General features: G+C 54.3%; 18 protein-coding genes and 1 pseudogene. 12 read left to right on the forward strand and 7 right to left on the reverse strand.

Features of this window, described 5'->3' with window-relative positions:
- On the reverse strand, window positions 1–324 hold the full coding sequence (gene soxS, locus OGY06_RS20425; RefSeq protein ID WP_003031731.1) for a superoxide response transcriptional regulator SoxS: 324 nt from the start codon (window positions 322–324) through the stop codon (window positions 1–3).
- An 86-nt stretch (window positions 325–410) separates the two neighbouring features.
- Between soxS and soxR the strand changes: the two genes are divergently transcribed.
- The 3 genes from soxR (at window position 411) to OGY06_RS20440 (ending at window position 4,631) form a co-directional block, all read left to right on the forward strand.
- Window positions 411–869: a redox-sensitive transcriptional activator SoxR gene (gene soxR / locus OGY06_RS20430; protein WP_003826630.1), complete on the forward strand. Its 459-nt coding sequence runs from the start codon at window positions 411–413 to the stop codon at window positions 867–869.
- A gap of 608 nt (window positions 870–1,477) precedes the next feature.
- Window positions 1,478–2,827 carry a guanine/hypoxanthine transporter GhxP gene (gene ghxP / locus OGY06_RS20435; RefSeq protein ID WP_003826632.1) on the forward strand — a complete coding sequence of 450 codons (1,350 nt, stop codon included), beginning with the start codon at window positions 1,478–1,480 and terminating at the stop codon, window positions 2,825–2,827.
- 157 nt (window positions 2,828–2,984) lie between these two features.
- Window positions 2,985–4,631: a Na+/H+ antiporter gene (locus tag OGY06_RS20440; protein ID WP_003826634.1), complete on the forward strand. Its 1,647-nt coding sequence runs from the start codon at window positions 2,985–2,987 to the stop codon at window positions 4,629–4,631.
- Window positions 4,632–4,778: 147 nt separating this feature from the next.
- Here the strand turns inward: OGY06_RS20440 and OGY06_RS20445 are convergent, their stop codons facing one another.
- Window positions 4,779–5,669 carry a LysR family transcriptional regulator gene (locus OGY06_RS20445; protein ID WP_003826636.1) on the reverse strand — a complete coding sequence of 297 codons (891 nt, stop codon included), beginning with the start codon at window positions 5,667–5,669 and terminating at the stop codon, window positions 4,779–4,781.
- A gap of 101 nt (window positions 5,670–5,770) precedes the next feature.
- Between OGY06_RS20445 and OGY06_RS20450 the strand changes: the two genes are divergently transcribed.
- Both OGY06_RS20450 and OGY06_RS20455 read left to right on the forward strand, forming a co-directional pair.
- On the forward strand, window positions 5,771–6,181 hold the full coding sequence (locus OGY06_RS20450; RefSeq protein ID WP_003826638.1) for a CidA/LrgA family protein: 411 nt from the start codon (window positions 5,771–5,773) through the stop codon (window positions 6,179–6,181).
- Window positions 6,174–6,863, forward strand: a complete 690-nt coding sequence (locus OGY06_RS20455; RefSeq protein WP_003826639.1) for an LrgB family protein — start codon at window positions 6,174–6,176, stop codon at window positions 6,861–6,863. Before OGY06_RS20450 ends, OGY06_RS20455 begins: the two co-directional genes overlap by 8 nt.
- Window positions 6,864–6,908: 45 nt before the next feature.
- Here the strand turns inward: OGY06_RS20455 and actP are convergent, their stop codons facing one another.
- The 3 genes from actP to acs all read right to left on the reverse strand — a co-directional run bounded on the left by actP (window position 6,909) and on the right by acs (window position 11,019).
- Entirely contained in the window at window positions 6,909–8,558 is a 1,650-nt protein-coding gene (actP, locus tag OGY06_RS20460; RefSeq protein ID WP_003826641.1) for a cation/acetate symporter ActP, read from the reverse strand.
- Window positions 8,555–8,869 (reverse strand): DUF485 domain-containing protein, encoded by a 315-nt coding sequence (locus OGY06_RS20465; protein ID WP_003826643.1) that lies wholly within the window; start codon window positions 8,867–8,869, stop codon window positions 8,555–8,557. Before OGY06_RS20465 ends, actP begins: the two co-directional genes overlap by 4 nt.
- A 191-nt stretch (window positions 8,870–9,060) precedes the next feature.
- The gene (gene acs, locus OGY06_RS20470) at window positions 9,061–11,019 is read right to left on the reverse strand and encodes an acetate--CoA ligase (protein WP_003826645.1); all 1,959 of its coding nucleotides are present in this window, start codon (window positions 11,017–11,019) and stop codon (window positions 9,061–9,063) included.
- A gap of 434 nt (window positions 11,020–11,453) precedes the next feature.
- On the opposite strand from acs, the gene nrfA reads away from it, so the two are divergent.
- From nrfA to gltP, 7 genes and pseudogenes are all read left to right on the forward strand, one after another.
- The gene (gene nrfA / locus OGY06_RS20475; protein WP_003826647.1) at window positions 11,454–12,890 is read left to right on the forward strand and encodes an ammonia-forming nitrite reductase cytochrome c552 subunit; all 1,437 of its coding nucleotides are present in this window, start codon (window positions 11,454–11,456) and stop codon (window positions 12,888–12,890) included.
- Window positions 12,891–12,934: 44 nt separating this feature from the next.
- Entirely contained in the window at window positions 12,935–13,501 is a 567-nt protein-coding gene (gene nrfB / locus OGY06_RS20480) for a cytochrome c nitrite reductase pentaheme subunit (protein ID WP_003826649.1), read from the forward strand.
- Window positions 13,498–14,169 carry a cytochrome c nitrite reductase Fe-S protein gene (gene nrfC / locus OGY06_RS20485; RefSeq protein WP_003031761.1) on the forward strand — a complete coding sequence of 224 codons (672 nt, stop codon included), beginning with the start codon at window positions 13,498–13,500 and terminating at the stop codon, window positions 14,167–14,169. Before nrfB ends, nrfC begins: the two co-directional genes overlap by 4 nt.
- Window positions 14,166–15,122 (forward strand): cytochrome c nitrite reductase subunit NrfD, encoded by a 957-nt coding sequence (gene nrfD / locus OGY06_RS20490; RefSeq protein WP_063941232.1) that lies wholly within the window; start codon window positions 14,166–14,168, stop codon window positions 15,120–15,122. Before nrfC ends, nrfD begins: the two co-directional genes overlap by 4 nt.
- 8 nt (window positions 15,123–15,130) lie before the next feature.
- Window positions 15,131–17,360 (forward strand): annotated as a pseudogene (gene nrfF / locus OGY06_RS20495) (heme lyase NrfEFG subunit NrfF).
- Window positions 17,357–17,968 (forward strand): heme lyase NrfEFG subunit NrfG, encoded by a 612-nt coding sequence (gene nrfG / locus OGY06_RS20500; RefSeq protein WP_164563237.1) that lies wholly within the window; start codon window positions 17,357–17,359, stop codon window positions 17,966–17,968. The pseudogene nrfF and the gene nrfG overlap by 4 nt, the downstream one beginning before the upstream one ends.
- Window positions 17,969–18,312: 344 nt before the next feature.
- The gene (gene gltP / locus OGY06_RS20505) at window positions 18,313–19,623 is read left to right on the forward strand and encodes a glutamate/aspartate:proton symporter GltP (RefSeq protein WP_003826659.1); all 1,311 of its coding nucleotides are present in this window, start codon (window positions 18,313–18,315) and stop codon (window positions 19,621–19,623) included.
- A 78-nt stretch (window positions 19,624–19,701) separates the two neighbouring features.
- On the opposite strand, the gene yjcO is transcribed toward gltP, so the two are convergent.
- Both yjcO and fdhF read right to left on the reverse strand, forming a co-directional pair.
- Window positions 19,702–20,385, reverse strand: coding sequence for a Sel1 family TPR-like repeat protein YjcO (yjcO, locus tag OGY06_RS20510; protein ID WP_032934129.1), 684 nt, complete (start codon window positions 20,383–20,385; stop codon window positions 19,702–19,704).
- Window positions 20,386–20,476: 91 nt separating this feature from the next.
- Entirely contained in the window at window positions 20,477–22,624 is a 2,148-nt protein-coding gene (gene fdhF / locus OGY06_RS20515; RefSeq protein WP_081003612.1) for a formate dehydrogenase subunit alpha, read from the reverse strand.
- Between the last annotated feature and the right edge of the window lie 106 nt (window positions 22,625–22,730).

Here is a 22,730-nt window from a genome sequence, read left to right on the forward strand (position 1 = left end):
TTACAGACGATGGCGGTAGTCGCTGGGAGTACGATCAAATTCGCGGCGAAACACACGCGAGAAGGTTTGTTGCGACACATAACCAAGATCCATCGCGATATCAAAAATAGGTCGCTCAGTTGTCCGTAGTTCAACGGCGGCCAGCAAAAGTCGACGCTGGCGGATGTAGTCACCCAAGGTCTGGCGCGTCACCGTGCGGAACATTCTTTGTAAATACCACTTCGAGTAACCTGATTTTTTCGCCACCGCCTCAATGTTCAGCGGTTGATCGATATGTTCATCAATCCATTCAATAAGGGTCTGAATAATCTGCTGATGGGACATAGGGCTGCCTCTTTCTCAGTATTCGATTCGTCGTTTTGTCTGTGGGCGAGTATAATTCCTCAAGTTAACTTGAGGTAAAGCGATTTATGGAAAAGAAATTACCCCGGATAAAAGCGCTGCTCACACCAGGTGAAGTCGCCAAACGTAGCGGCGTGGCGGTATCGACCCTGCATTTCTATGAAAGCAAAGGGTTAATCAGTAGCATGCGCAATAGCGGCAATCAGCGGCGATACAAACGTGATGTGTTGCGTTACGTCGCGATAATCAAGATTGCTCAACGCATCGGGATCCCGCTGGCCACGATCGGTGACGCGTTAGGTGTATTACCTGAGGGGCATTCGCTTAGTGCCAAAGAGTGGAAGCAGCTCTCTTCGCAATGGCGTGAAGAACTGGACCGACGCATTCATACTTTGGTGGCGCTACGTGATGAGCTGGATGGGTGTATTGGTTGCGGATGCTTGTCACGCAGCGATTGCCCGTTGCGTAACCCAGGCGATCAGCTTGGCGAGCAGGGGACCGGAGCGCGGCTGCTGGAAGATGATTAATTGGTTTAAAATATGTGATGGGTATGAAGGGCATAAAACTAAAGCGCCACAGAGGGCGCTTTAGTTTGGTTCCGGTCTTTGTCTTTCACTCTATCCCGCTGGTTCACGGGAGGGTTTCCCCCGACATCAACACCCCTCAGTCGAGCACATTAGGGGAGGTTCCGGCCTGTGTTGATAATGTAAGTGTAAGCCACCTCCCTCCATTTGCCAGTGAAATGGTGATTTTTTAGCCAAAAAATTTTATGCATCTTCACCTGTTTTCTTGCGCGAGTTGCGCGAAATAAACACGCCGATGTTGTAATAACTCCGCGAAATTTGTTGCCAAATTGCGCATTGACGATAACGTTTGCGCATCGACTGGTTATTTCTTGCGCGTTATAAGAAGAAATGAGTAAAAAGCGGCAAAGTTCAGTTGAAAACCAGCGTATGATCGCTGGATAATCGTTTGCTTTTTTTTACCACCCGTTTTTTATGCGCGGAGCTAAACGTTTGCTTTTTTGCGACACCCCTATTGACGCAAACCTGGCACATGGAGAAAACGTTTAGCAGGCAGTGGATTGTCCAGCACGCATAATGACGAAAAAATAAACTCTCAGGGGATGTTTTCTATGTCTACGCCTTCAGCGCGTACCGGCGGTTCACTCGACGCCTGGTTTAAAATTTCGCTCCGCGGCAGTACCGTTCGTCAGGAAGTCGTTGCCGGATTAACGACCTTCCTGGCCATGGTCTACTCCGTTATCGTGGTTCCGGGGATGCTGGGTAAAGCCGGGTTCCCGCCTGCTGCTGTATTTGTGGCGACCTGTCTGGTCGCAGGCGTCGGTTCAATCGTGATGGGCCTGTGGGCAAACCTGCCGCTGGCAATTGGTTGCGCCATTTCTCTGACCGCATTTACCGCATTCAGTCTGGTGCTGGGCCAACATATTAGCGTGCCCGTTGCGCTGGGTGCGGTGTTCCTGATGGGTGTCCTGTTTACCATCATTTCCGCGACCGGTATCCGTAGCTGGATCCTGCGCAATCTGCCGCAGGGCGTTGCGCATGGCACGGGGATTGGTATCGGCCTGTTCCTGCTGCTGATTGCGGCAAACGGTGTTGGCCTGGTGATTAAGAACCCGCTGGACGGCCTGCCGGTTGCGCTGGGTGACTTCGATACCTTCCCGGTCATTATGTCGTTGATTGGTCTGGCGGTGATTATTGGCCTCGAAAAACTGAAAGTACCGGGTGGCATTCTGCTGACCATTATCGGTATTTCCGTGGTTGGTCTGATTTTCGACCCGGCCGTGCATTTCTCCGGCATTTTTGCTATGCCGTCTCTGAGTGATGAAAACGGCAACTCGTTGATCGGCAGCCTGGATATCATGGGGGCACTGAACCCGATTGTCCTGCCGAGCGTGCTGGCGCTGGTCATGACCGCTGTCTTCGATGCAACCGGAACCATCCGCGCGGTAGCCGGACAGGCGAATCTGCTGGATAAAGACGGACAGATTATCGACGGTGGCAAAGCGCTGACCACTGACTCCCTGAGCAGCGTGTTCTCTGGTCTGGTGGGTGCAGCTCCGGCGGCGGTTTACATTGAATCCGCAGCGGGTACGGCGGCAGGCGGTAAAACCGGCCTGACAGCGATCACCGTTGGCGTACTGTTCCTGCTGATTCTGTTCCTCTCTCCGCTCTCTTATCTTGTACCTGTGTACGCAACGGCACCTGCGCTGATGTATGTGGGCCTGTTGATGCTGAGCAACGTCGCGAAAATCGACTTTGCTGACTTTGTCGACGCGATGGCAGGACTGGTTACGGCCGTATTTATCGTGCTGACCTGTAACATCGTTACCGGCATCATGATTGGCTTTGCTACCCTGGTAATTGGCCGCATCGTTTCTGGTGAATGGCGCAAACTGAACATCGGCACCGTGGTGATCGCCATCGCGCTGGTGGCCTTCTACGCCGGCGGTTGGGCTATCTGATTCTGATTTCCTGACGATCCTAAAAACGGGTGGCTTTGGCCGCCCGTTTTCATTTTCAGAACACACTCGTTGTCTTTTGCGTTACTCTCAATTAGATAGAATTGAGGCACGACGCCTCTCATTAGCAATCATAAGAAACATCGCAAACAGGGAACGCATGGAAATCTTTTTCACCATACTCATCATGACCCTTGTGGTCTCGCTGTCGGGGGTATTTACTCGCGTATTGCCCTTCCAACTTCCTTTACCCCTTATGCAGATCGCCATCGGCGCCTTGCTGGCGTGGCCGACGTTTGGTTTGCATGTGGAATTCGATCCTGAGCTGTTCCTGGTTCTGTTCATCCCGCCGCTGCTCTTTGCCGATGGCTGGAAGACGCCAACGCGTGAGTTTCTCGAGCACGGGCGAGAGATTTTCGGCCTGGCGCTGGCGCTGGTACTGGTCACGGTGGTCGGCATTGGCTTTATGATTTACTGGCTAGTGCCGGGGATCCCTCTCATCCCAGCCTTTGCGCTGGCTGCTGTGCTATCGCCAACCGATGCTGTCGCACTTTCCGGCATTGTGGGAGAGGGACGTATACCGAAGAAAATCATGGGTATCCTGCAGGGCGAAGCGTTGATGAACGACGCCTCCGGTCTGGTCTCTCTGAAGTTTGCCGTCGCCGTGGCGATGGGCACGATGGTATTCACCGTTGGTGGCGCAACGCTTGAGTTCTTCAAAGTGGCGATTGGCGGCATCCTGGCTGGTTTTGTCGTCAGTTGGCTGTACGGCCGCTCCCTGCGCTTCCTCAGCCGCTGGGGCGGTGACGAGCCGGCAACGCAAATCGTCCTGCTGTTCCTGCTGCCGTTTGCGTCTTACCTGATTGCGGAACATATCGGCGTTTCCGGTATCCTCGCGGCGGTCGCTGCCGGGATGACGATCACCCGTTCCGGGGTGATGCGCCGCGCGCCGCTGGCGATGCGTTTACGTGCTAACAGTACCTGGGCGATGCTGGAGTTTGTATTTAACGGCATGGTCTTCTTGCTGTTAGGGCTACAGTTACCGGGAATTCTGGAGTCTTCTTTGGCGGCGGCCGAGGCCGATCCGAATGTTGAAATCTGGATGCTGTTTACCGATGTCGTGCTGATTTACGTGGCGCTAATGCTGGTACGTTTTGGCTGGCTGTGGACCATGAAAAAGTTCAGTCTGCGCTTCCTGAAGAAAAAACCGATGGAGTTTGGATCCTGGACGACGCGTGAAATCATGATCGCCTCTTTTGCCGGTGTACGCGGGGCAATTACTCTTGCTGGTGTGCTCTCCATTCCACTGTTGTTACCAGACGGTAGCGGCTTCCCGGCGCGATATGAGCTGATCTTCCTTGCCGCAGGCGTGATCCTGTTTTCGCTGTTTGTTGGCGTGGTGATGCTGCCGATTCTGCTACAACATCTGGAAGTGGCAGACCACTCGCAGCAGCAGAAGGAGGAACGTATTGCCCGCGCTGCCACGGCAGAAGTGGCGATTGTCGCGATCCAGAAAATGGAGGAGCGACTGGCCGCGGACACCGAAGAGAACATCGATAACCAGTTGCTCACCGAGGTGAGTTCACGCGTGATTGGTAACCTGCGCCGACGCGCCGACGGGCGCAACGATGTGGAAAGCTCGATGCAGGAAGAAAACCTCGAACGGCGTTTCCGCCTGGCAGCGCTACGTTCAGAACGCGCGGAGCTTTATCACCTGCGCGCCACGCGTGAAATCAGCAATGAAACGCTGCAAAAATTACTGCACGACCTGGATTTGCTGGAAGCGCTGTTGATCGAGAATCAGTAAACGGTAGTGCCTGATGCGGCCTACAAGACCGGCATACCGATGTAGGCCGGATAAGGCGTTAGCCGCATCCGGCGACGGGTGTGCCTGATGCGCTACGCTTATCAGGCCTACAAGACCAGCATACCGATGTAGGCCGCATCCGGCATTTTACGACGCTTGCGGTAGCCAAAACCCTTCACAGCATTTGAGCCACGCCTGGGCGCTGTGCGACAGATAAACGCCTTCGCGCCAAATCATGCCCAACTGCCAGCGTAAGTCACTCTCCAGAGGGATCCAGCGCAACGTTTGCTTATCCAGTCGCTGGCAAATCGGCTCTGGTAAAATGGCAATCCCGACTCCGGCTTGTACCATTGCCGCCAGAAAATCCCACTGCCCGCTGCGCACCGCTATGCGGGGCTTGACGTTGTGTTGGCTAAACAGCTCAAGCAATTGGCGGCTCAACGCGAAATCTTCGTTGTAGATAAGCAGCGGATGTTCCGCCAGCGCCTCAGGGGGAATGGATTCGCACGTTGTCCACTGACCGGAGCGAGGAACCAACACGCAAAGTGGATGGCTAAAAAGCGGCAGGGTTGCCAGACCGCTCTCTTCTTCAACCGGCAGCGCGGTCATCGCGACATCCAGGTCACCGTTCATTACCGCCTGCTGAACGGTTAAGCCGCCAAATTCAGAGACCTTCAGCTCCACGCCGGGATAGCGCTGGCGAAACAGGCCGATCGGCCCGGCCATCAACATCCCCACCATGGGCGGGATACCGAGGCGCAGCACGCCCTTGTTGAGGTGATTAATGTCACTGAGTTCTGCTTCAAGCTGGCGAAACTCGGCAAGGATCGCCAGGCCGCGTTCGAAAACGACCTGCCCGGTGTCGGTTAACAGCAGTCGCCGACCGTCGCGGATTAACAGCGTGCAGTTAAGCTCGTCTTCAAGGTTCTTCAACATCTTGCTGATGGTGGGCTGGGTGACAAAAAGCTTCTCCGCTGCGCGGGTAAAGCTCTGCTGACGAACCACCTCAACAAAATATCTCAGCGTTCTGATATCCATGATTATTCCTTAAGACTATGCCTGCAATGAGTTTAATTCATTTCAGTCCTGGACGGGGGCTCTCTATACTGGCGCTCTCTATTTTTTAAGGACATACCCTCATGGCTGTGGCGATAAGCCGCGTGACGCCTGCCGTTATTCATCGACTCCAGATCCCCGTTCAGGTTCTGTTGTATGCAGGTCTCTTTGTATTTGCTCAATATCTTGTCTCCTGGCTGCATCTGCCGCTTCCTGCCAACCTGGTAGGGATGGTGCTGATGCTGGCGTTAATTGTCTGTCGAGTTATCCCGCTGAACTGGATTCGCGCAGGTGCTCGCTGGTTACTGGCTGAAATGCTTCTGTTTTTTGTCCCGGCGGTGGTCGCCGTTGTGAATTACACGCAGCTGTTGCTGGTTGATGGCTGGCGTATATTTGCCGTGATTGCGATCAGTACGCTGATGGTGCTCGGCGCAACGGCGTGGGTCGTGGATAAAGTGTATCGCTATGAAATGCGCAGGCTAAACCGTGAGTAATTTCCAGTTAAGCGTATTGTGTCTGGTGATTACGCTGGGTATCTACTTTGCCAATAAGCGTCTGTATCGCCGTTTTCGTAAATTACCCCTGATGCCATTAGTTCTCACCCCGGCCCTGCTGGTGCTGATGCTGGTTTTCGGCCATATCTCCTGGCAAAACTATATTGGTGAATCGCACTGGTTGCTGTGGCTGTTAGGCCCGGCTACCATCGCCTTTGCCGTTCCGGTGTATGACAACCTTGCCGTGATTAAGCGTCACTGGATGTCGCTGACGGCGGGCGTGGTAACGGCAACGCTGGTGGCCGTCACCAGTTCCGTATGGCTGGCGCGCCTGTTTATGTTGCCTGATGAGATCCAACGCAGTCTGGCGGTGCGCTCCGTCACCACACCGTTTGCGCTGGCGGCGGCAGAACCGTTGGGCGGGCAGCCGGACCTGGTGGCATTGTTCGTGGTGGTGACCGGTGTATTTGGTATGGCGGTCGGCGATGTGCTGTTTTTACGGCTTTCTATTCGTGAAGGGATGGCGAAAGGCGCAGGATTTGGCGCAGCATCGCACGGCGCAGGCACGGCACGCTCTTATGAGCTCGGTCAGCAGGAAGGGGTCGTTGCCAGCCTGGTGATGATGCTTTCCGGCGTGGTGATGGTGCTGGTGGCACCACTGGTGGCGAAGCTGATGTTCTGAGAAAGGATGTAATCCTCCGGCCCGAAAGCCGGAGGAGAAGGGAAGTTAGTGCGCGCGACCTTGTTCTACGCCGTACCCGGTCTGGGAACGGATGAACTGAGCACGGAACTGCTCGCGTTCGCGGTTGCCTTCTTCTGAGTTGTCGGTGGCTGAGAAGAACCAGATCCCGAGGAATGCTACGCTGATGGAGAACAGCGCCGGATACTCATACGGGAAAATGGCTTTTTCGTGTCCGAGGATCTGGACCCAAATCGTTGGGCCAAGCACCATCAGCACAACCGCCGTCAGCAGGCCTAACCAGCCACCCAACATTGCGCCACGCGTGGTCAGTTTTGACCAGTACATGGAGAGCAGAATGATAGGGAAGTTGCAGCTGGCCGCGATAGCAAACGCCAGGCCCACCATGAAGGCGATGTTCTGGTTCTCAAACAGCACGCCGAGCAGAATAGCAATCACGCCCAGCACCAGTACGGTAATCTTCGAGACTCGCAGCTCTTCACGTTCAGTTGCGCCTTTACGGAATACGTTGGCGTACAGGTCGTGAGAAACCGCCGATGCGCCCGCCAACGTCAGGCCGGCAACCACCGCCAGGATGGTGGCAAAGGCCACTGCTGAGATGAAGCCGAGGAACAGGTTACCGCCTACCGCATTCGCCAGGTGAACCGCCGCCATGTTATTACCGCCAATCAGCGCGCCCGCAGCATCTTTGTACGCCGGATTAGCACCTACCAGCATGATTGCGCCAAAGCCGATGATAAAGGTCAGGATGTAGAAATAACCCATAAAACCGGTGGCGTAGAACACGCTCTTACGTGCTTCACGGGCATCGCTAACCGTGAAGAAGCGCATCAGGATGTGCGGCAAGCCTGCCGTACCAAACATCAGGCCGAGACCCAACGACAGTGCGGAGATTGGGTCTTTTACCAACCCGCCCGGGCTCATAATGGCTGAGCCTTTCGGGTGTACCGCCATCGCTTCGGTGAACAGATTATTGAAGCTAAAGCCGACGTGTTTCATCACCATAAAGGCCATGAAGCTGGCACCGAACAGCAACAGTACGGCTTTGATGATCTGTACCCAGGTGGTCGCCAACATGCCGCCAAACAAAACGTACATCATCATCAGCACGCCAACCAGTACGACAGCGATGTGATAGTTCAGACCAAACAGCAGCTCAATCAGCTTACCTGCACCAACCATCTGCGCGATCAGGTACAGCGCAACCACCACCAGGGAACCACAGGCGGACAGAATACGGATTGGCCCTTGCTTCAGACGATAAGACGCAACGTCGGCAAAGGTGTAACGACCCAGGTTACGCAAACGCTCAGCAATCAGAAACAGGATAATTGGCCAGCCAACCAGGAAGCCGAGGGAATAGATCAGCCCGTCATAACCCGAGGTAAACACCAGCGCGGAAATCCCGAGGAACGATGCCGCCGACATATAGTCGCCCGCAATCGCCAGCCCGTTCTGGAAACCGGTGATGTTACCGCCAGCGGTGTAGTAGTCATTACGCGAACGTACGCGCTTTGACGCCCAGTAGGTAATGCCGAGCGTAAAGATGACGAAAATCAGGAACATGATAATCGCCTGCCAGTTGGTTGGCTGGCGCTGGACTGCACCGCTAATAGCATCCGCCGCGTTTGCGGCGAAGGGCAGCGTGGCGGCAAGCGCCGTCAGGACTCTCTTCATGATGCTTTAACCTCGTGCAGAACCGCATTGTTCAGGCGATCGAATTCACCGTTTGCCCGCCAGATGTAGATCCCGGTCAGGATGAAGGAGATAAGGATCACACCGACCCCAATCGGAATACCGCGGGTGACGCTGGTTCCCGCGTGTAGCGGAGTACCCAGCCAGCCCGGCGCAAAGGCAATCAATAAAATAAAGCCGATATAAACTGCCAGCATGATGATGGACAGAATGGTGGCAAACCGTTGCCGTTTTTCCACTAACTCCCTGAAACGCGCACTGTCTTCTATCCGCTGATAAATTTGGTCATTCATCACAGAGCTCTCCAGAGGTCCCCTTCGTCTTTCGCGCAGCAGGCATGACCTGGCTGCTGTCGCAGTCCTGCAACGCGAAATCCTTTGGGGGAGGTTTTTTATATTTCCCTCCCGGTGAAGAGAGGGTAGGGTCAGATTTGTAGGCCGGATAAGACGCTTTCGCGTCGCCATCCGGCATTTTCAGGACTTTGTTATGATGGCATCGCGATGGCCTGCTTCTCTTCGAGCAGTTTCTCAACTACGCCAGGATCGGCGAGGGTCGAGGTATCGCCCAGATTGCTGGTATCGCCCGCCGCGATTTTACGCAGAATGCGGCGCATGATTTTGCCGGAGCGGGTTTTCGGCAGTGAGTCGGTCCAGTGCAGCACGTCTGGCGTTGCCAGCGGGCCAATTTCTTTACGCACCCAGTTGCGAACCTCGGCGTACAACTCAGGTGACGGTTCTTCGCCGTGATTCAGCGTGACGTAGGCGTAGATCGCCTGACCTTTAATGTTATGCGGGATACCGACCACTGCGGCTTCAGCAATCTTCGGATGCGACACCAGCGCTGATTCGATTTCAGCCGTTCCCAGACGGTGGCCGGAGACGTTCAGCACATCGTCCACTCGTCCGGTGATCCAGTAATAGCCATCTTCGTCACGGCGCGCGCCGTCACCGCTGAAGTACATATTCTTGAAGGTAGAGAAGTAGGTTTGCTCAAAGCGTTCATGATCGCCAAACAGGGTTCTCGCCTGGCCTGGCCACGAGTCGGTAATCACCAGGTTACCTTCCGTCGCGCCTTCCAGCGGATTACCTTCGTTATCGACAATCGCAGGCTGTACGCCAAAGAACGGACGGGTTGCAGAACCGGCTTTCAGCTCGGTAGCGCCCGGCAGTGGGGTGATCATGAATCCCCCAGTTTCGGTCTGCCACCAGGTATCGACGACCGGGCATTTTTCGTTGCCGATCTTCTTCCAGTACCACTCCCACGCTTCCGGGTTGATCGGCTCGCCAACGGAACCCAGGATACGCAGCGACGAACGGTCAGTACCTTCAATCGCTTTGTCGCCTTCTGCCATCAGTGCGCGAATGGCGGTCGGTGCGGTATACAGAATATTGACCTGGTGCTTGTCCACAACCTGCGACATACGCGCAGGCGTTGGCCAGTTTGGCACACCTTCAAACATCAGCGTGGTTGCGCCGCAGGCCAGCGGGCCGTACAGCAGGTAGCTGTGTCCGGTTACCCAACCCACGTCAGCGGTACACCAATAGATATCGCCCTGATGATAATCAAACACGTACTTAAAGGTGGTTGCAGCGTAGACCAGATACCCGCCGGTGGTGTGCAGCACGCCTTTCGGCTTGCCGGTTGAACCGGAGGTATACAGGATAAACAGCGGATCTTCCGCGTTCATCTCTTCCGGTTGGTGTTCTGAGCTGGCTTTCTCGATAAGATCGGACCACCACAGGTCACGGCCTTCCTGCCACTCCGTTTTACCACCGGTACGTTTGAGGACGACCACATGTTCAACGGTTTTCACGTTCGGGTTTTTCAGCGCATCATCGACGTTCTTTTTCAACGGGATAGCGCGTCCGGCGCGTACGCCTTCATCGGCGGTGATCACCAGGCGTGAATTAGAGTCGATGATACGTCCGGCGACGGCTTCCGGTGAGAAACCGCCGAAGATGACAGAATGCACGGCCCCTATGCGGGCACAGGCCAGCATGGCAACCGCAGCCTCTGGCACCATCGGCATATAAATGGCCACCACGTCACCTTTTTTAATGCCTAAATCCAGTAGCGTATTGGCGAAACGGCAGACATCGCGATGCAACTCGCGATAGGTAATGTTTTTGCTTTGGGTAGCGTCATCGCCCTCCCAGATAATGGCGGTACGATCGCCGTTTGCCTGCAGATGGCGGTCAAGGCAGTTTGCGGCCAGGTTCAGGGTGCCGTCTTCGTACCATTTAATAGACACGTTGCCTGGTGCGAAGGAGGTGTTCTTCACCTGGCTGTACGGCTTGATCCAATCAAGAATCTTTCCCTGCTCGCCCCAAAATGTGTCGGGTTCGTTAACGGATTGCTGGTATTTCTCTGCGTACTGCTCCGGATTTATCAGGCAACGATCCGCAATGTTTGCGGGAATAGCGTGTTTATGTATTTGGCTCATGGCTTTTGTTCTCCTTGTAGGATGTTAATAATATGTCTCATAAACGTTAAATGTAGGGGCTTTGAGAGTTTTGTTTAGTATTTGCGCGGCAGATCACGCAATAAACGAATTGTGCAAATTAGCGACAAACTGAATTTTGAAGGGAACTAGCAAAAATTGATCAAATCTCGCGATAACATGCAGTTATCTAAAGGATTGTTGAAAAGGTGATCTGTCTCTGAATTAGACAAAAGAGTGAGAGGTTAGAGGGGTGTTATAACTCTAAAGTGGTATTTTACATACACTTACAATTGATTAAAAACAACATTTTCAGTGTGGTTTCTTGTTACAAATAGGGTGGAGCAATGTCATGACAGTATTCGTGTGGTTGCTGTTGTGGAAAACAATAAAAGAACCGCCATTGCAGATAATGGCGTCATCTGGATGAGACCCCTATGGCAAGGATAAAATCACGCGTACGCCGTTTCTTCAGCCTGTTATTACCTTTATTATTTATTTCTGCTGTTCACGCTGAACAAACTTCTGTACCTGCAAAAACCGTCACCGTTGAAGCGAAGAATGAAACCTTCGCACCTCAGCATCCCGATCAATATCTCTCCTGGAAAGCCACGTCTGAGCAATCAGCCCGTGAAGATGCACTGGCAGAAGATCCGCGTCTGGTGATCCTGTGGGCGGGATACCCATTCTCGCGCGATTACAACAAACCGCGGGGACACGCGTATGCCGTGACCGATGTCCGTGAAACCTTACGTACCGGCGCACCAAAAACGGCAGAAGATGGTCCGTTGCCGATGGCCTGCTGGAGCTGTAAAAGCCCGGACGTAGCGCGTCTTATCCAGAAAGACGGTGAAGATGGCTACTTCCACGGTAAATGGGCGCGCGGCGGTCCGGAAATTGTTAACAACCTCGGTTGTGCGGATTGCCATAATACCGCGTCACCAGACTTCGCCAAAGGCAAGCCAGAACTGACTCTGTCGCGTCCTTATGCAGAACGCGCGATGGAAGCCATCGGTAAACCGTTTGAGAAAGCCGGTCGCTTTGACCAGCAATCCATGGTCTGCGGCCAGTGTCACGTGGAATACTACTTCGACGGTAAAAACAAAGCCGTTAAGTTCCCGTGGGACGACGGCATGAAAGTCGAGAACATGGAGAAATACTACGACAACATTGCTTTCTCTGACTGGACCAACTCCCTGTCTAAAACGCCGATGCTGAAAGCGCAGCACCCGGAGTATGAAACCTGGAGCGCGGGCATTCACGGCAAGAACAACGTGACCTGTATCGACTGCCACATGCCGAAAGTGCAAAACGCGGAAGGCAAGATCTACACCGACCATAAGATTGGTAATCCGTTCGATAACTTCCCTCAGACCTGCGCGAACTGCCACACCCAGGACAAAGCGTCCCTGCAAAAAGTGGTCGCCGAGCGTAAACAGGCCATTCATGACCTGAAAATCAAGGTTGAAGATCAGCTGGTTCGTGCGCACTTCGAAGCGAAAGCCGCATGGGATGCGGGCGCGACTGAAGCGGAAATGAAGCCGATTCTGGAAGATATCCGTCACGCACAATGGCGCTGGGACCTGTCTATCGCCTCACACGGCATTCATATGCACGCCCCGGAAGAAGGTCTGCGGATGCTGGGTAGCGCAATGGATAAAGCCGCTGACGCGCGTACCAAACTGGTCCGTCTGCTGGCGACCAAAGGCATCACGCATGAAATTCCGTTGCCGGATATCTCGACCAAAGAGAAAGCCCAGGCGGCGATTGGTCTGAACATGCAGCAAATCAATGCTGAGAAGCAGGACTTCATCAAAACGGTGATTCCGCAGTGGGAAGATCAGGCGCGTAAAAACGGTCTGTTAAGCCAATAACCCCATTTCGCCCCGCAAGGGGCGGATAACTCAACGGAGTGAATATGAGCGTATTACGTTCGTTATTAACTGCTGGGGTGCTGGCGTCAGGCTTGTTATGGAGCCTGAGTGGAATCACTGCCACGCCAACGCCGCAGGAGTCGGATCAACGCTGGACGGTTACCCAACAGCGTAATCCGGATGCCGCTTGTCTGGACTGTCACAAGCCGGATACCGAAGGCATGCATGGTAAGCATGCGGAAGTCATCAACCCGAATAACAAACTGCCGGTCACCTGCACCAACTGTCACGGCCAGCCGTCACCGAATCACCGTGAAGGGGTGAAAGATGTGATGCGCTTTAATGAGCCGATGTACAACGTGGAGCAGCAGAACAGCGTCTGTATGTCCTGTCACCTGCCTGAGCAGCTGCAAAAAGCGTTCTGGCCGCACGATGTCCACGTAACCAAAGTGGCGTGTGCCAGCTGTCACTCACTGCATCCGAAGCAAGACACGATGCAAACGCTGAGCGATAAAGGACGGATCAAGATTTGCGTCGATTGCCACAGCGATCAGCGTAACAATCCGAACTTTAACCCGGCGTCGATTCCGTTGCTTAAGGAGCATCCATGAGTTGCTCTCGTCGCCAGTTTATCACCGGCGTCGGCGCGCTGGTGGCAGTGAGCGGGACGGCGGGGCGCGTTGTGGCGAAGACGCTGAACATCAACGGCGTGCGTTACGGTATGGTACATGATGAGTCATTATGCATCGGCTGTACGGCCTGTATGGATGCTTGTCGCGAAGTCAACAACGTGCCGGAAGGCGTATCGCGTCTGACGATTATTCGCAGTGAGCCACAGGGTACGTTTCCTGATGTGAAGTATCGCTTCTTCCGTCACTCGTGCCAGCACTGCGACCACGCTCCCTGCGTTGACGTCTGCCCGACGGGGGCATCGTATCGCGATGCCGCCAGCGGCATTGTGGATGTGAACCCGGACCTTTGTGTTGGCTGCCAGTACTGCATCGCCGCGTGTCCTTATCGCGTGCGCTTTATCCATCCGGTGAGCAAAACGGCGGATAAATGCGATTTCTGCCGGAAAACCAACCTGAAAGCGGGCAAACAGCCCGCCTGCGTTGAGTCATGTCCGACGAAGGCGCTGACGTTTGGTAATCTGGACGATCCCAACAGCGATATCTCCCGTTTGTTGCAGCAGAAAACGACCTACCGTTACAAGCTGGCGTTGGGTACAAAACCGAAGGTCTACCGCGTTCCCTTTAAATTTGGGGAGGTGAGCCAATGACATCCGCTTCTGCATTTCATTTTGAATCATTGGTGTGGGACTGGCCCATTGCCATCTATCTGTTCCTGATAGGTATCTCTGCCGGACTGGTCACGCTGGCGATTCTGCTGCGTCGCTTCCATCCGGAGGCGGGCGGTTCGGACAGCACGCTGCTGCGCACTACTCTGGTGTTAGGACCGGGGGCGATTATCTTCGGTCTGTTAATTCTGGTGTTCCACCTGACGCGTCCATGGACTTTCTGGAAACTGATGTTCCACTACAGCTTCACTTCGGTGATGTCAATGGGGGTCATGCTGTTCCAGTTGTACATGGTGGTGTTAGTGCTGTGGCTGGCAAAAATCTTTGAAAAAGAGGTGATTGCCCTGCAACAGCGCTGGCTGCCGCGGTTAGGTATCGTGCAGAAAGTATTGACGCTGATCGGGCCTTTCCATCGTGCGCTTGAGACGTTAATGCTGGTGCTGGCGGTTCTGCTCGGGGCGTACACCGGCTTCCTGCTGTCGGCGCTGAAATCTTACCCGTTCCTGAATAACCCGATTCTGCCGGTGCTGTTCCTGTTCTCTGGGATCTCCTCCGGCGCCGCGGTGGCGCTGATCGCCATGGCGTTACGCCATCGTAGCAACCCGCACAGCACCGAAGCGCACTTTGTGCACCGCATGGAAGTCCCGGTGGTATGGCTGGAGATCTTCCTGCTGGCGGCGTTCTTCGTCGGTCTGGCGCTGGGCGATGACGGCAAAATGCGCGCGCTGGCGGCGGCACTGGGCGGCGGATTCTGGACCTGGTGGTTCTGGCTTGGCGTGGCTGGGCTTGGGCTGATACTGCCGATGCTGCTAAAACCCTGGGCCAACCGCAGTTCGACGTTTCATGGCGTGCTGGCAGTGTGCGGCGCCAGCCTGACCGGCGTACTGCTGCTGCGTTTTTTTATACTCTATGCGGGTCAGCTAACTGTTGCGTAAGGTGATATCTGGACGTTCTCCTTCCTGAAGCCGGTTTTCTGGCGCTGTTATTAAGCCTTGGGGTCAACGTGTTGACCCCGCTTGCCGTGTTGGTGGGTGTCCGCCAGCGCTGGCAAGGGGTGATGCGCCTTGCAACGGTGGGCGTGTGGGCGCAATTTACCCTGCTACTGCTGGCTTTTGCCATTCTGGTATTCTGCTTTTTGACCAGCGATTTTTCGGTGGTCTACGTTGCTCAGCACAGCTACAGTCTACTGCCGTGGGGATTAAAACTGGCGGCGGTGTGGGGCGGTCATGAAGGATCGCTGCTGCTGTGGGTGCTGTTTCTTTCCGGCTGGAGCGCGCTGTTCGCTTTACGCTATCGGCGTGATACCGACGCGCTGTTTCCGCTGACGCTCAGCGTCCTTTCAATGATAACGGCCCTGCTGCTGCTGTTTGTGGTGGTATGGTCCGATCCGTTCGTGCGCATCTTCCCGCCAGCCATTGAAGGGCGCGACCTTAACCCGATGCTGCAACATCTCGGGTTAATCCTCCATCCACCTCTGCTGTATCTGGGTTACGGTGGGTTGATGGTGGCGGCAGGCGTGGCGCTGGCCTCGCTGCTACGTGGTGACTTTAATGCGCAGAGCGCCTGGGTGTGCTGGCGCTGGGCGCTGCCCGGCTGGTGCGCGCTGACGCTGGGAATTATCCTCGGCTCCTGGTGGGCCTATTGCGAGCTGGGCTGGGGCGGCTGGTGGTTCTGGGACCCGGTTGAAAATGCCTCCTTATTACCCTGGCTTTCCGCCAGCGCGCTGCTGCATAGCCTGTATATCACGCGCCAGCGCGGTATCTTCCGCCACTGGTCGCTGCTACTGGCGATCGTCACGCTGATTTTATCGCTGCTGGGGACGCTGATTGTGCGTTCCGGCATTCTCGTTTCGGTGCATGCTTTCGCGCTGGATAACGTCCGCGCCGCGCCGCTGTTTGCGCTGTTTACCGTGTTGAGTCTGGCGTCGCTCGGGCTGTACGCCTGGCGGGGCCAGCAAGTCCGGCAGAATGCGCGTTTTGGCGGTTGGTCACGCGAGATGCTGATTCTGGTTGCGCTGCTGCTCTTTAGTGCGGTGCTGCTGATTGTGTTGATTGGCACGCTCTACCCGATGATTTACGGGCTGTTCGGCTGGGGACGGCTCTCCGTAGGCGCACCGTACTTTAACCGCGCTACGCTGCCTTTTGGCCTGCTGATGCTGCTGGTTATCGTGCTGGCAACGGTCAGAAGCCGCAACGTGTCTTTCCGCATCCAGCTTCCGGCACTGCTGGCGCATGCCGGGGTGCTGATGTTTGCGGCGGGGATCGTCTTTTCCAGCGGTAGCCGTCAGGAGATAAGCCTGAACCTGAGCCCTGGGCAGCAGGTTGAACTGGCGGGTTACATTTTCCGTTTTGAGCGTCTCGACCTGGAAGCCAAAGGTAACTACACCAGTGAAAAAGCGCAGATCACGCTGTGGCACAATGAGAAACGTATTGGCAGCCTGCAACCCGAAAGGCGCTTCTATGCCGCGCGCCGTCAACAGATGATGGAGCCGGGGATCCGCTGGAATCTGATGCATGACTGGTACGCGGTAATGGGTGAAAAAACCGGACCTGACCGCTATGCCATGCGTTTGTACGTGCAGACCGGCGTGCGCTGGATTTGGGGTGGGGGACTATTAATGGTCTTTGGCGCGCTGCTGAGCGGATGGCGAGGAAGGAAGCGTGATGCGTAAATTAATAACAGCGTTGCCGGATGGCGGCGTAAACGCCTTATCCGGCCTACAGGCAGCGCGAACCGTAGGCCGGATAAGCGCAGCGCCTTCCGGCAAAAAATTTTTACTCTTAACGCTCCTCCTGTTTTTCATCCCTTTCGCTACCCATGCCCAGGTTGTGGACACATGGACGTTTGCCAACCCGCAGCAGCAAGAACAAGCGCTGTCTATTGCCAGCCAACTGCGTTGCCCGCAGTGTCAAAACCAAAACTTGCTGGAATCCAATGCGCCGGTAGCGGTCAGTATGCGCCATCAGGTTTATAGCATGGTGGCGGAAGGGAAAAGCGAAGCTGAGATCACGACATGGATGACCGAGCGTTATGGTGACTTCGTTCGTTATAATCCGCCGCTGAATGAGCAAACGTTGCTGCTGTGGGCGTTACCGTGCCTGTTGTTATTGCTGGTAGGTGTGGTGGTCTGGCGAGTGAGAAGACGTCAGCATACGGAGGAGGGTGAGCAATGAACCAGTGCGAACCGTCGTTACGCCCAATGCCCATGAAGCGGCTGACCGCTGCGGCGGTGCTGATGGTTGTGGCCTGTATTGGAGGCTACCTGTTGACGCCAAAATGGCAGGTGGTTCGTCAGGAGCAGACGCGACTGGCGGACCCTTTACATGCTTTCTCCGATGAAAATATTCAGGAAAAACAGCTGCTTTTGCTGCAATCGCAGATTCGCTCTAACCCCCAGGACGGCGTGAAATGGGCGCAACTCGGGGAGTATTATCTTTGGCAAAACGCGTATCATAATGCGCTGCTGGCCTACGAGCAGGCGCTGCGTGTCGGCGGTGAAAATGCTGAGATCTATTCAGCGATGGCAACGGTATTGTATTACCAGGCCGGACAACATATGACGCCGCCCACTCGCGAGATGATTGATAAGGCTCTGGCGCTGGACCCGGCAGAGGTCACCGCGCTGATGCTGTTAGCCTCAGATGCGTTTATGCAGGCAGACTACGCCCAGGCTATTTCAGTGTGGCAAAAGGTTATGGATTTAAACTCGTCGAGGGTGAACCGGGCACAGCTCGTTGACTCTATTAATATGGCGAAGTTATTACAGAATCGGCAAAAATAAATTTGTTTTTTTTGTGATTTGTATCATTTGGCCTGTTTAAAAAACAGGCAAACGAACAAATGGGCGAAAAAAACTCACACCATGACTTCTTCATTTTTGAACATATTAAAATTCTTTTATAACAAAAAGTTATTCATTAATACCGCGATAAAATTGCATTTTTATGCATAAAATCAGCCAAAAGCCCTGTTCTTAGAGGGTTGCGCGGAATGCCATGCAGATGATAATGATAATAAGCGTTAAAAAACTCCATAAACGAACGCAACACAATTCATACCCTTTCAGTATGTACTATTCCCACACAACGCATGTGGAATAGCGCTCCATCGAGGAAGTCCGTTGTTATGAAAAATTTGAAAGTCAGCCTGGCATGGCAGATTCTAATCGCCATGGTGCTGGGCATTCTGCTAGGGAGTTACCTGCATTACCATAGTGACAGCCGTGAATGGCTGGTTGTAAACCTGCTGTCACCGGCGGGCGATATCTTTATCCATCTGATCAAAATGATCGTTGTGCCCATTGTCATCTCTACGCTGGTTGTCGGTATCGCCGGAGTCGGTGATGCAAAACAGCTGGGCCGCATTGGCGCCAAAACTATTCTCTATTTCGAAGTGATCACCACCGTGGCGATTATCCTTGGGATCACGCTGGCTAATGTGTTCCAGCCGGGTTCCGGGATTGATATGTCGCAACTGGCGACCGTGGATATTTCGAAATATCAAAGCACGACTGCAGAAGTACAGAGCCACGCGCATGGTTTGATGGGGACAATTTTGTCACTGGTGCCGACCAATATCGTCGCCTCAATGGCAAAAGGCGATATGCTGCCGATTATCTTCTTCTCGGTGCTGTTCGGTTTAGGCTTGTCTTCCCTGCCGGCAACTCACCGCGAGCCGCTGGTTACCGTGTTCCGCTCTATTTCCGAAACCATGTTTAAAGTGACCCACATGGTTATGCGCTATGCGCCAGTCGGCGTTTTCGCGCTGATTGCCGTTACCGTCGCGAACTTCGGTTTTGCCTCCCTGTGGCCGCTGGCGAAGCTGGTGCTGTTGGTGCACTTTGCCATCCTGTTCTTCGCACTGGTGGTGCTGGGGATTGTCGCGCGTATCTGCGGTTTGAGCATCTGGATCCTGATCCGCATTCTGAAAGACGAGTTGATTCTGGCTTACTCTACCGCCAGCTCCGAGAGCGTACTGCCGCGTATTATCGAGAAGATGGAAGCCTATGGCGCACCGGCTTCAATCACCAGCTTTGTGGTGCCGACCGGCTACTCATTCAACCTTGATGGTTCAACGCTGTACCAGAGTATTGCCGCGATCTTTATTGCGCAGCTGTATGGTATCGACCTGTCGCTGTGGCAGGAAATCGTGCTGGTGTTGACGTTGATGGTGACCTCGAAAGGGATTGCGGGCGTGCCGGGCGTATCATTCGTGGTGCTGCTGGCAACGCTGGGCAGCGTGGGGATCCCGCTGGAAGGCCTGGCGTTTATTGCCGGTGTTGACCGTATCCTCGACATGGCGCGTACCGCGCTGAACGTGGTGGGTAACGCACTGGCGGTGCTGGTTATCTCCAAGTGGGAACACAAATTTGACCGCAAAAAAGCGCTGGCCTATGAGCGCGAAGTATTAGGTCAGTTTGATAAGACCGCCTTGTAGGCCGGATAAGGCAACGCCGCCATCCGGCAACCTGCTCCGGGTTGCCTGATGGCGCTACGCTTATCAGGCCTACAACGGCTACCCATTGGTTAACTTATCAAACTCTTCGCAGCCGGTATCGAATCCTTCCGTACAGCTCAAATTCAGCCAGTGCAGTGCCTTCTGTTTATTCTTCACGATAAAACCCTGCTCACCGTTTAAGAACATCATCCCAGCCCAGTATTCGGAATAACCGGTGCGGGAAATGGCAGAGCTACGTTTGAAATACCACGTCGCTTTCTCATCGTCTGCGGGAATACCCACGCCGTTGGCGTAAATCAGCCCAAGCAGCATTTGCGCGTCGACGGCGGAGTCGTTTTCCAGGTCCTCGGAGGCGTTTTGCAGCAAGGTAATGGCTTTGGGGTAATCGGTGTGTCCAGCCTGAGTGTTGACCAGAATACGCGCCAGCGTAATTTCCCCGGTTTTACTGCCTGCCTGGGTCGCTTTTTCCGCCAGCGTTTTGGCCTGGGGGTAATCCAGACTGACCGGATTGGTAATCTTAATCTGAGCCAGCAATGCGTAAGCATCGGCATCACCATTGTCGGCGGCTTTTTGCGCCCAATATTCCGCTTTACCCAAATCGCCTGAGCTAAACCAGGTATCAGCGAGGAAATATTGTGCACGTCGGTCTCCGGACTCGGCGGCTTTCAAAAACTGACTACCGGGCTCTTCGGCATGGACAAAGCATGTCATTAACACCATCAAGGCGAAAAGTCGTTTCATCTTATATTTAGATTTAGTGTAGGGAATGAACAGTATAGAGAGATTATGTGCATAAAAAAACGGCCTCCGAATGGAGGCCGTCAGGGGAAGCTTAACCCATCGCGCTTTCGCGCAGGCTGGCTTTCAGCTTGGTGTACTCATCAATGACATACTGCTCGGCAGCGCGCTGATCGGCAATGCGTTCAACGTTTACAGCACAGTACTTGTACTCCGGCGTTTTGGTAATCGGGCTTAAGTTCTCGGTTACCAGTTCATTACATGCACCAATCCACCACTGGTAGGTCATGTAAATCGCGCCTTTGTTTGGACGATCGCTGACTGCCGCACGGGTAATGACCCGGCCTTTACGCGAGTTCACCCACACCAGCTCTTCATCCTGGATGCCCAGGCGTTCTGCGTCGGCGGTGTTGATCTGGGCATAGCCCGGTTCATCCGCCAGCGCGGCCAACGCCGCACAGTTACCGGTCATCGAACGGCAAGAGTAGTGGCCGACTTCACGCACTGTAGACAGTACCATCGGGTACTCCTCAGTGAGTTTGTCGATTGGCGCTACCCAGTCGCAGGTGAAGAACTGCGCCAGGCCGTTCGGGGTGTCGAACTTCTCTTTGAAGAGATAAGACGTACCCTGGTCGGCTTCTGAGGTGTCGCGGCAAGGCCACTGGATATAACCCAGTTCGCCCATTTTCTCGTAAGTGGCACCGTAGAAATCCGGGCACAGATGACGCAACTCGTCCCAGATTTCCTGGGTGTTGTTGTAGTGCATCGGATAGCCCATACGGGTGGCGATTTCACTGATAATCTGCCAGTCCGTTTTCAGATCCCACTTCGGCTCAACGGCTTTAAAGAAGCGCTGGAAGCCACGGTCAGCTGCGGAGAATACGCCTTCATGCTCACCCCATGACGTAGACGGTAAAATAACGTCTGCGGCAGCGGCAGTTTTGGTCATGAAGATATCCTGCACGATGACCAGTTCCAGATCCTCAAAGCCTTTGCGCACTGCGGAGAGTTCAGCATCGGTTTGTAATGGATCTTCACCCATGATGTACGCCGCGCGTACTTCGCCATGCGCTGCACGGTGCGGCAGTTCGCTGATGCGATAGCCGGTATGAGCAGGCAGACTTTCCACGCCCCAGGCTTTAGCGAACTTCTCGCGGTTAGCCGGATCTTTCACATACTGATAGCCCGGATAGGTATCCGGCAGCGCGCCCATGTCACATGCGCCCTGAACGTTGTTCTGCCCACGAACCGGGTTAACGCCCACGCTCGGCTTACCGAGGTTGCCGGTCAGCATTGCGAGGCTGGTCAGTGAACGCACGGTTTCCACGCCCTGATAGAACTGGGTAACACCCATGCCCCACAGGATTGCCGCGCTTTTCGCCGTGGCATACATACGTGCAGCCTGACGAATATCCTGCGCGCTAACGCCAGTGATATCTTCGACGGACTCCGGCGTGTAGCCTTCGACGATCTTGCTGTACTCTTCGAATCCTTCCGTACGGGAGGCGACGAACGCCTGGTCGTACAGTTTTTCTTCGATGATGACATGCCCCATGGCGTTGAGCAGCGCGATGTTCGAGCCGTTTTTCAACGCGATGTGCATGTCGGCAATACGCGCGGTTTCAATTTTGCGCGGATCGCAGACGATGATTTTCGCCCCGTTACGTTTAGCATTAATCACGTGATTCGCCACGATCGGGTGGGAATCCGCCGGGTTGTACCCGAAGATGAATACTAAATCTGTGTTATCAATTTCATTGATAGCATTACTCATTGCGCCGTTACCGACCGATTGGTGCAGACCTGCAACCGATGGGCCGTGTCAGACGCGAGCGCAGCAGTCAACGTTATTGGTACCAATAACGGCGCGCGCGAATTTTTGCATTACATAGTTGGTTTCGTTACCCGTACCGCGAGATGAACCGGTCGTCTGAATAGCGTCCGGGCCATACTTCGCTTTGATGGCGCTCAGACGACTGGCGACGTAATCAAGCGCTTCATCCCAGGAAACGGATTCCAGTTTGCCGCCACGCTGGCGACGGATCATAGGGGTTTTCAGACGAGGGGTCAGGATCTGGGTATCATTGATAAAATCCCAGCCATAGTAGCCCTTCAGACACAAGGTACCCTGGTTGGTTTTCCCCTGCGCCGCTTCAGCCCGGACGATTTTGCCGTTATCGACCACCAGGTTGATTTTGCAACCTGATGCGCAATATGGGCAAACCGTGACGACTTTTTTCATCGGTCTCGCTCCAGTTAATCAAATCGCGCATACGCGCTTGTCGTTTTTGTTATGCATCTTTTATGCCATGTTTTTATCAGGGGCATTAGTCGATATTACGGGCGAA

It is taken from the genome of Citrobacter sp. Cpo147, assembly GCF_030332405.1.
Classification (GTDB): Bacteria; Pseudomonadota; Gammaproteobacteria; order Enterobacterales; family Enterobacteriaceae; genus Citrobacter; species Citrobacter portucalensis.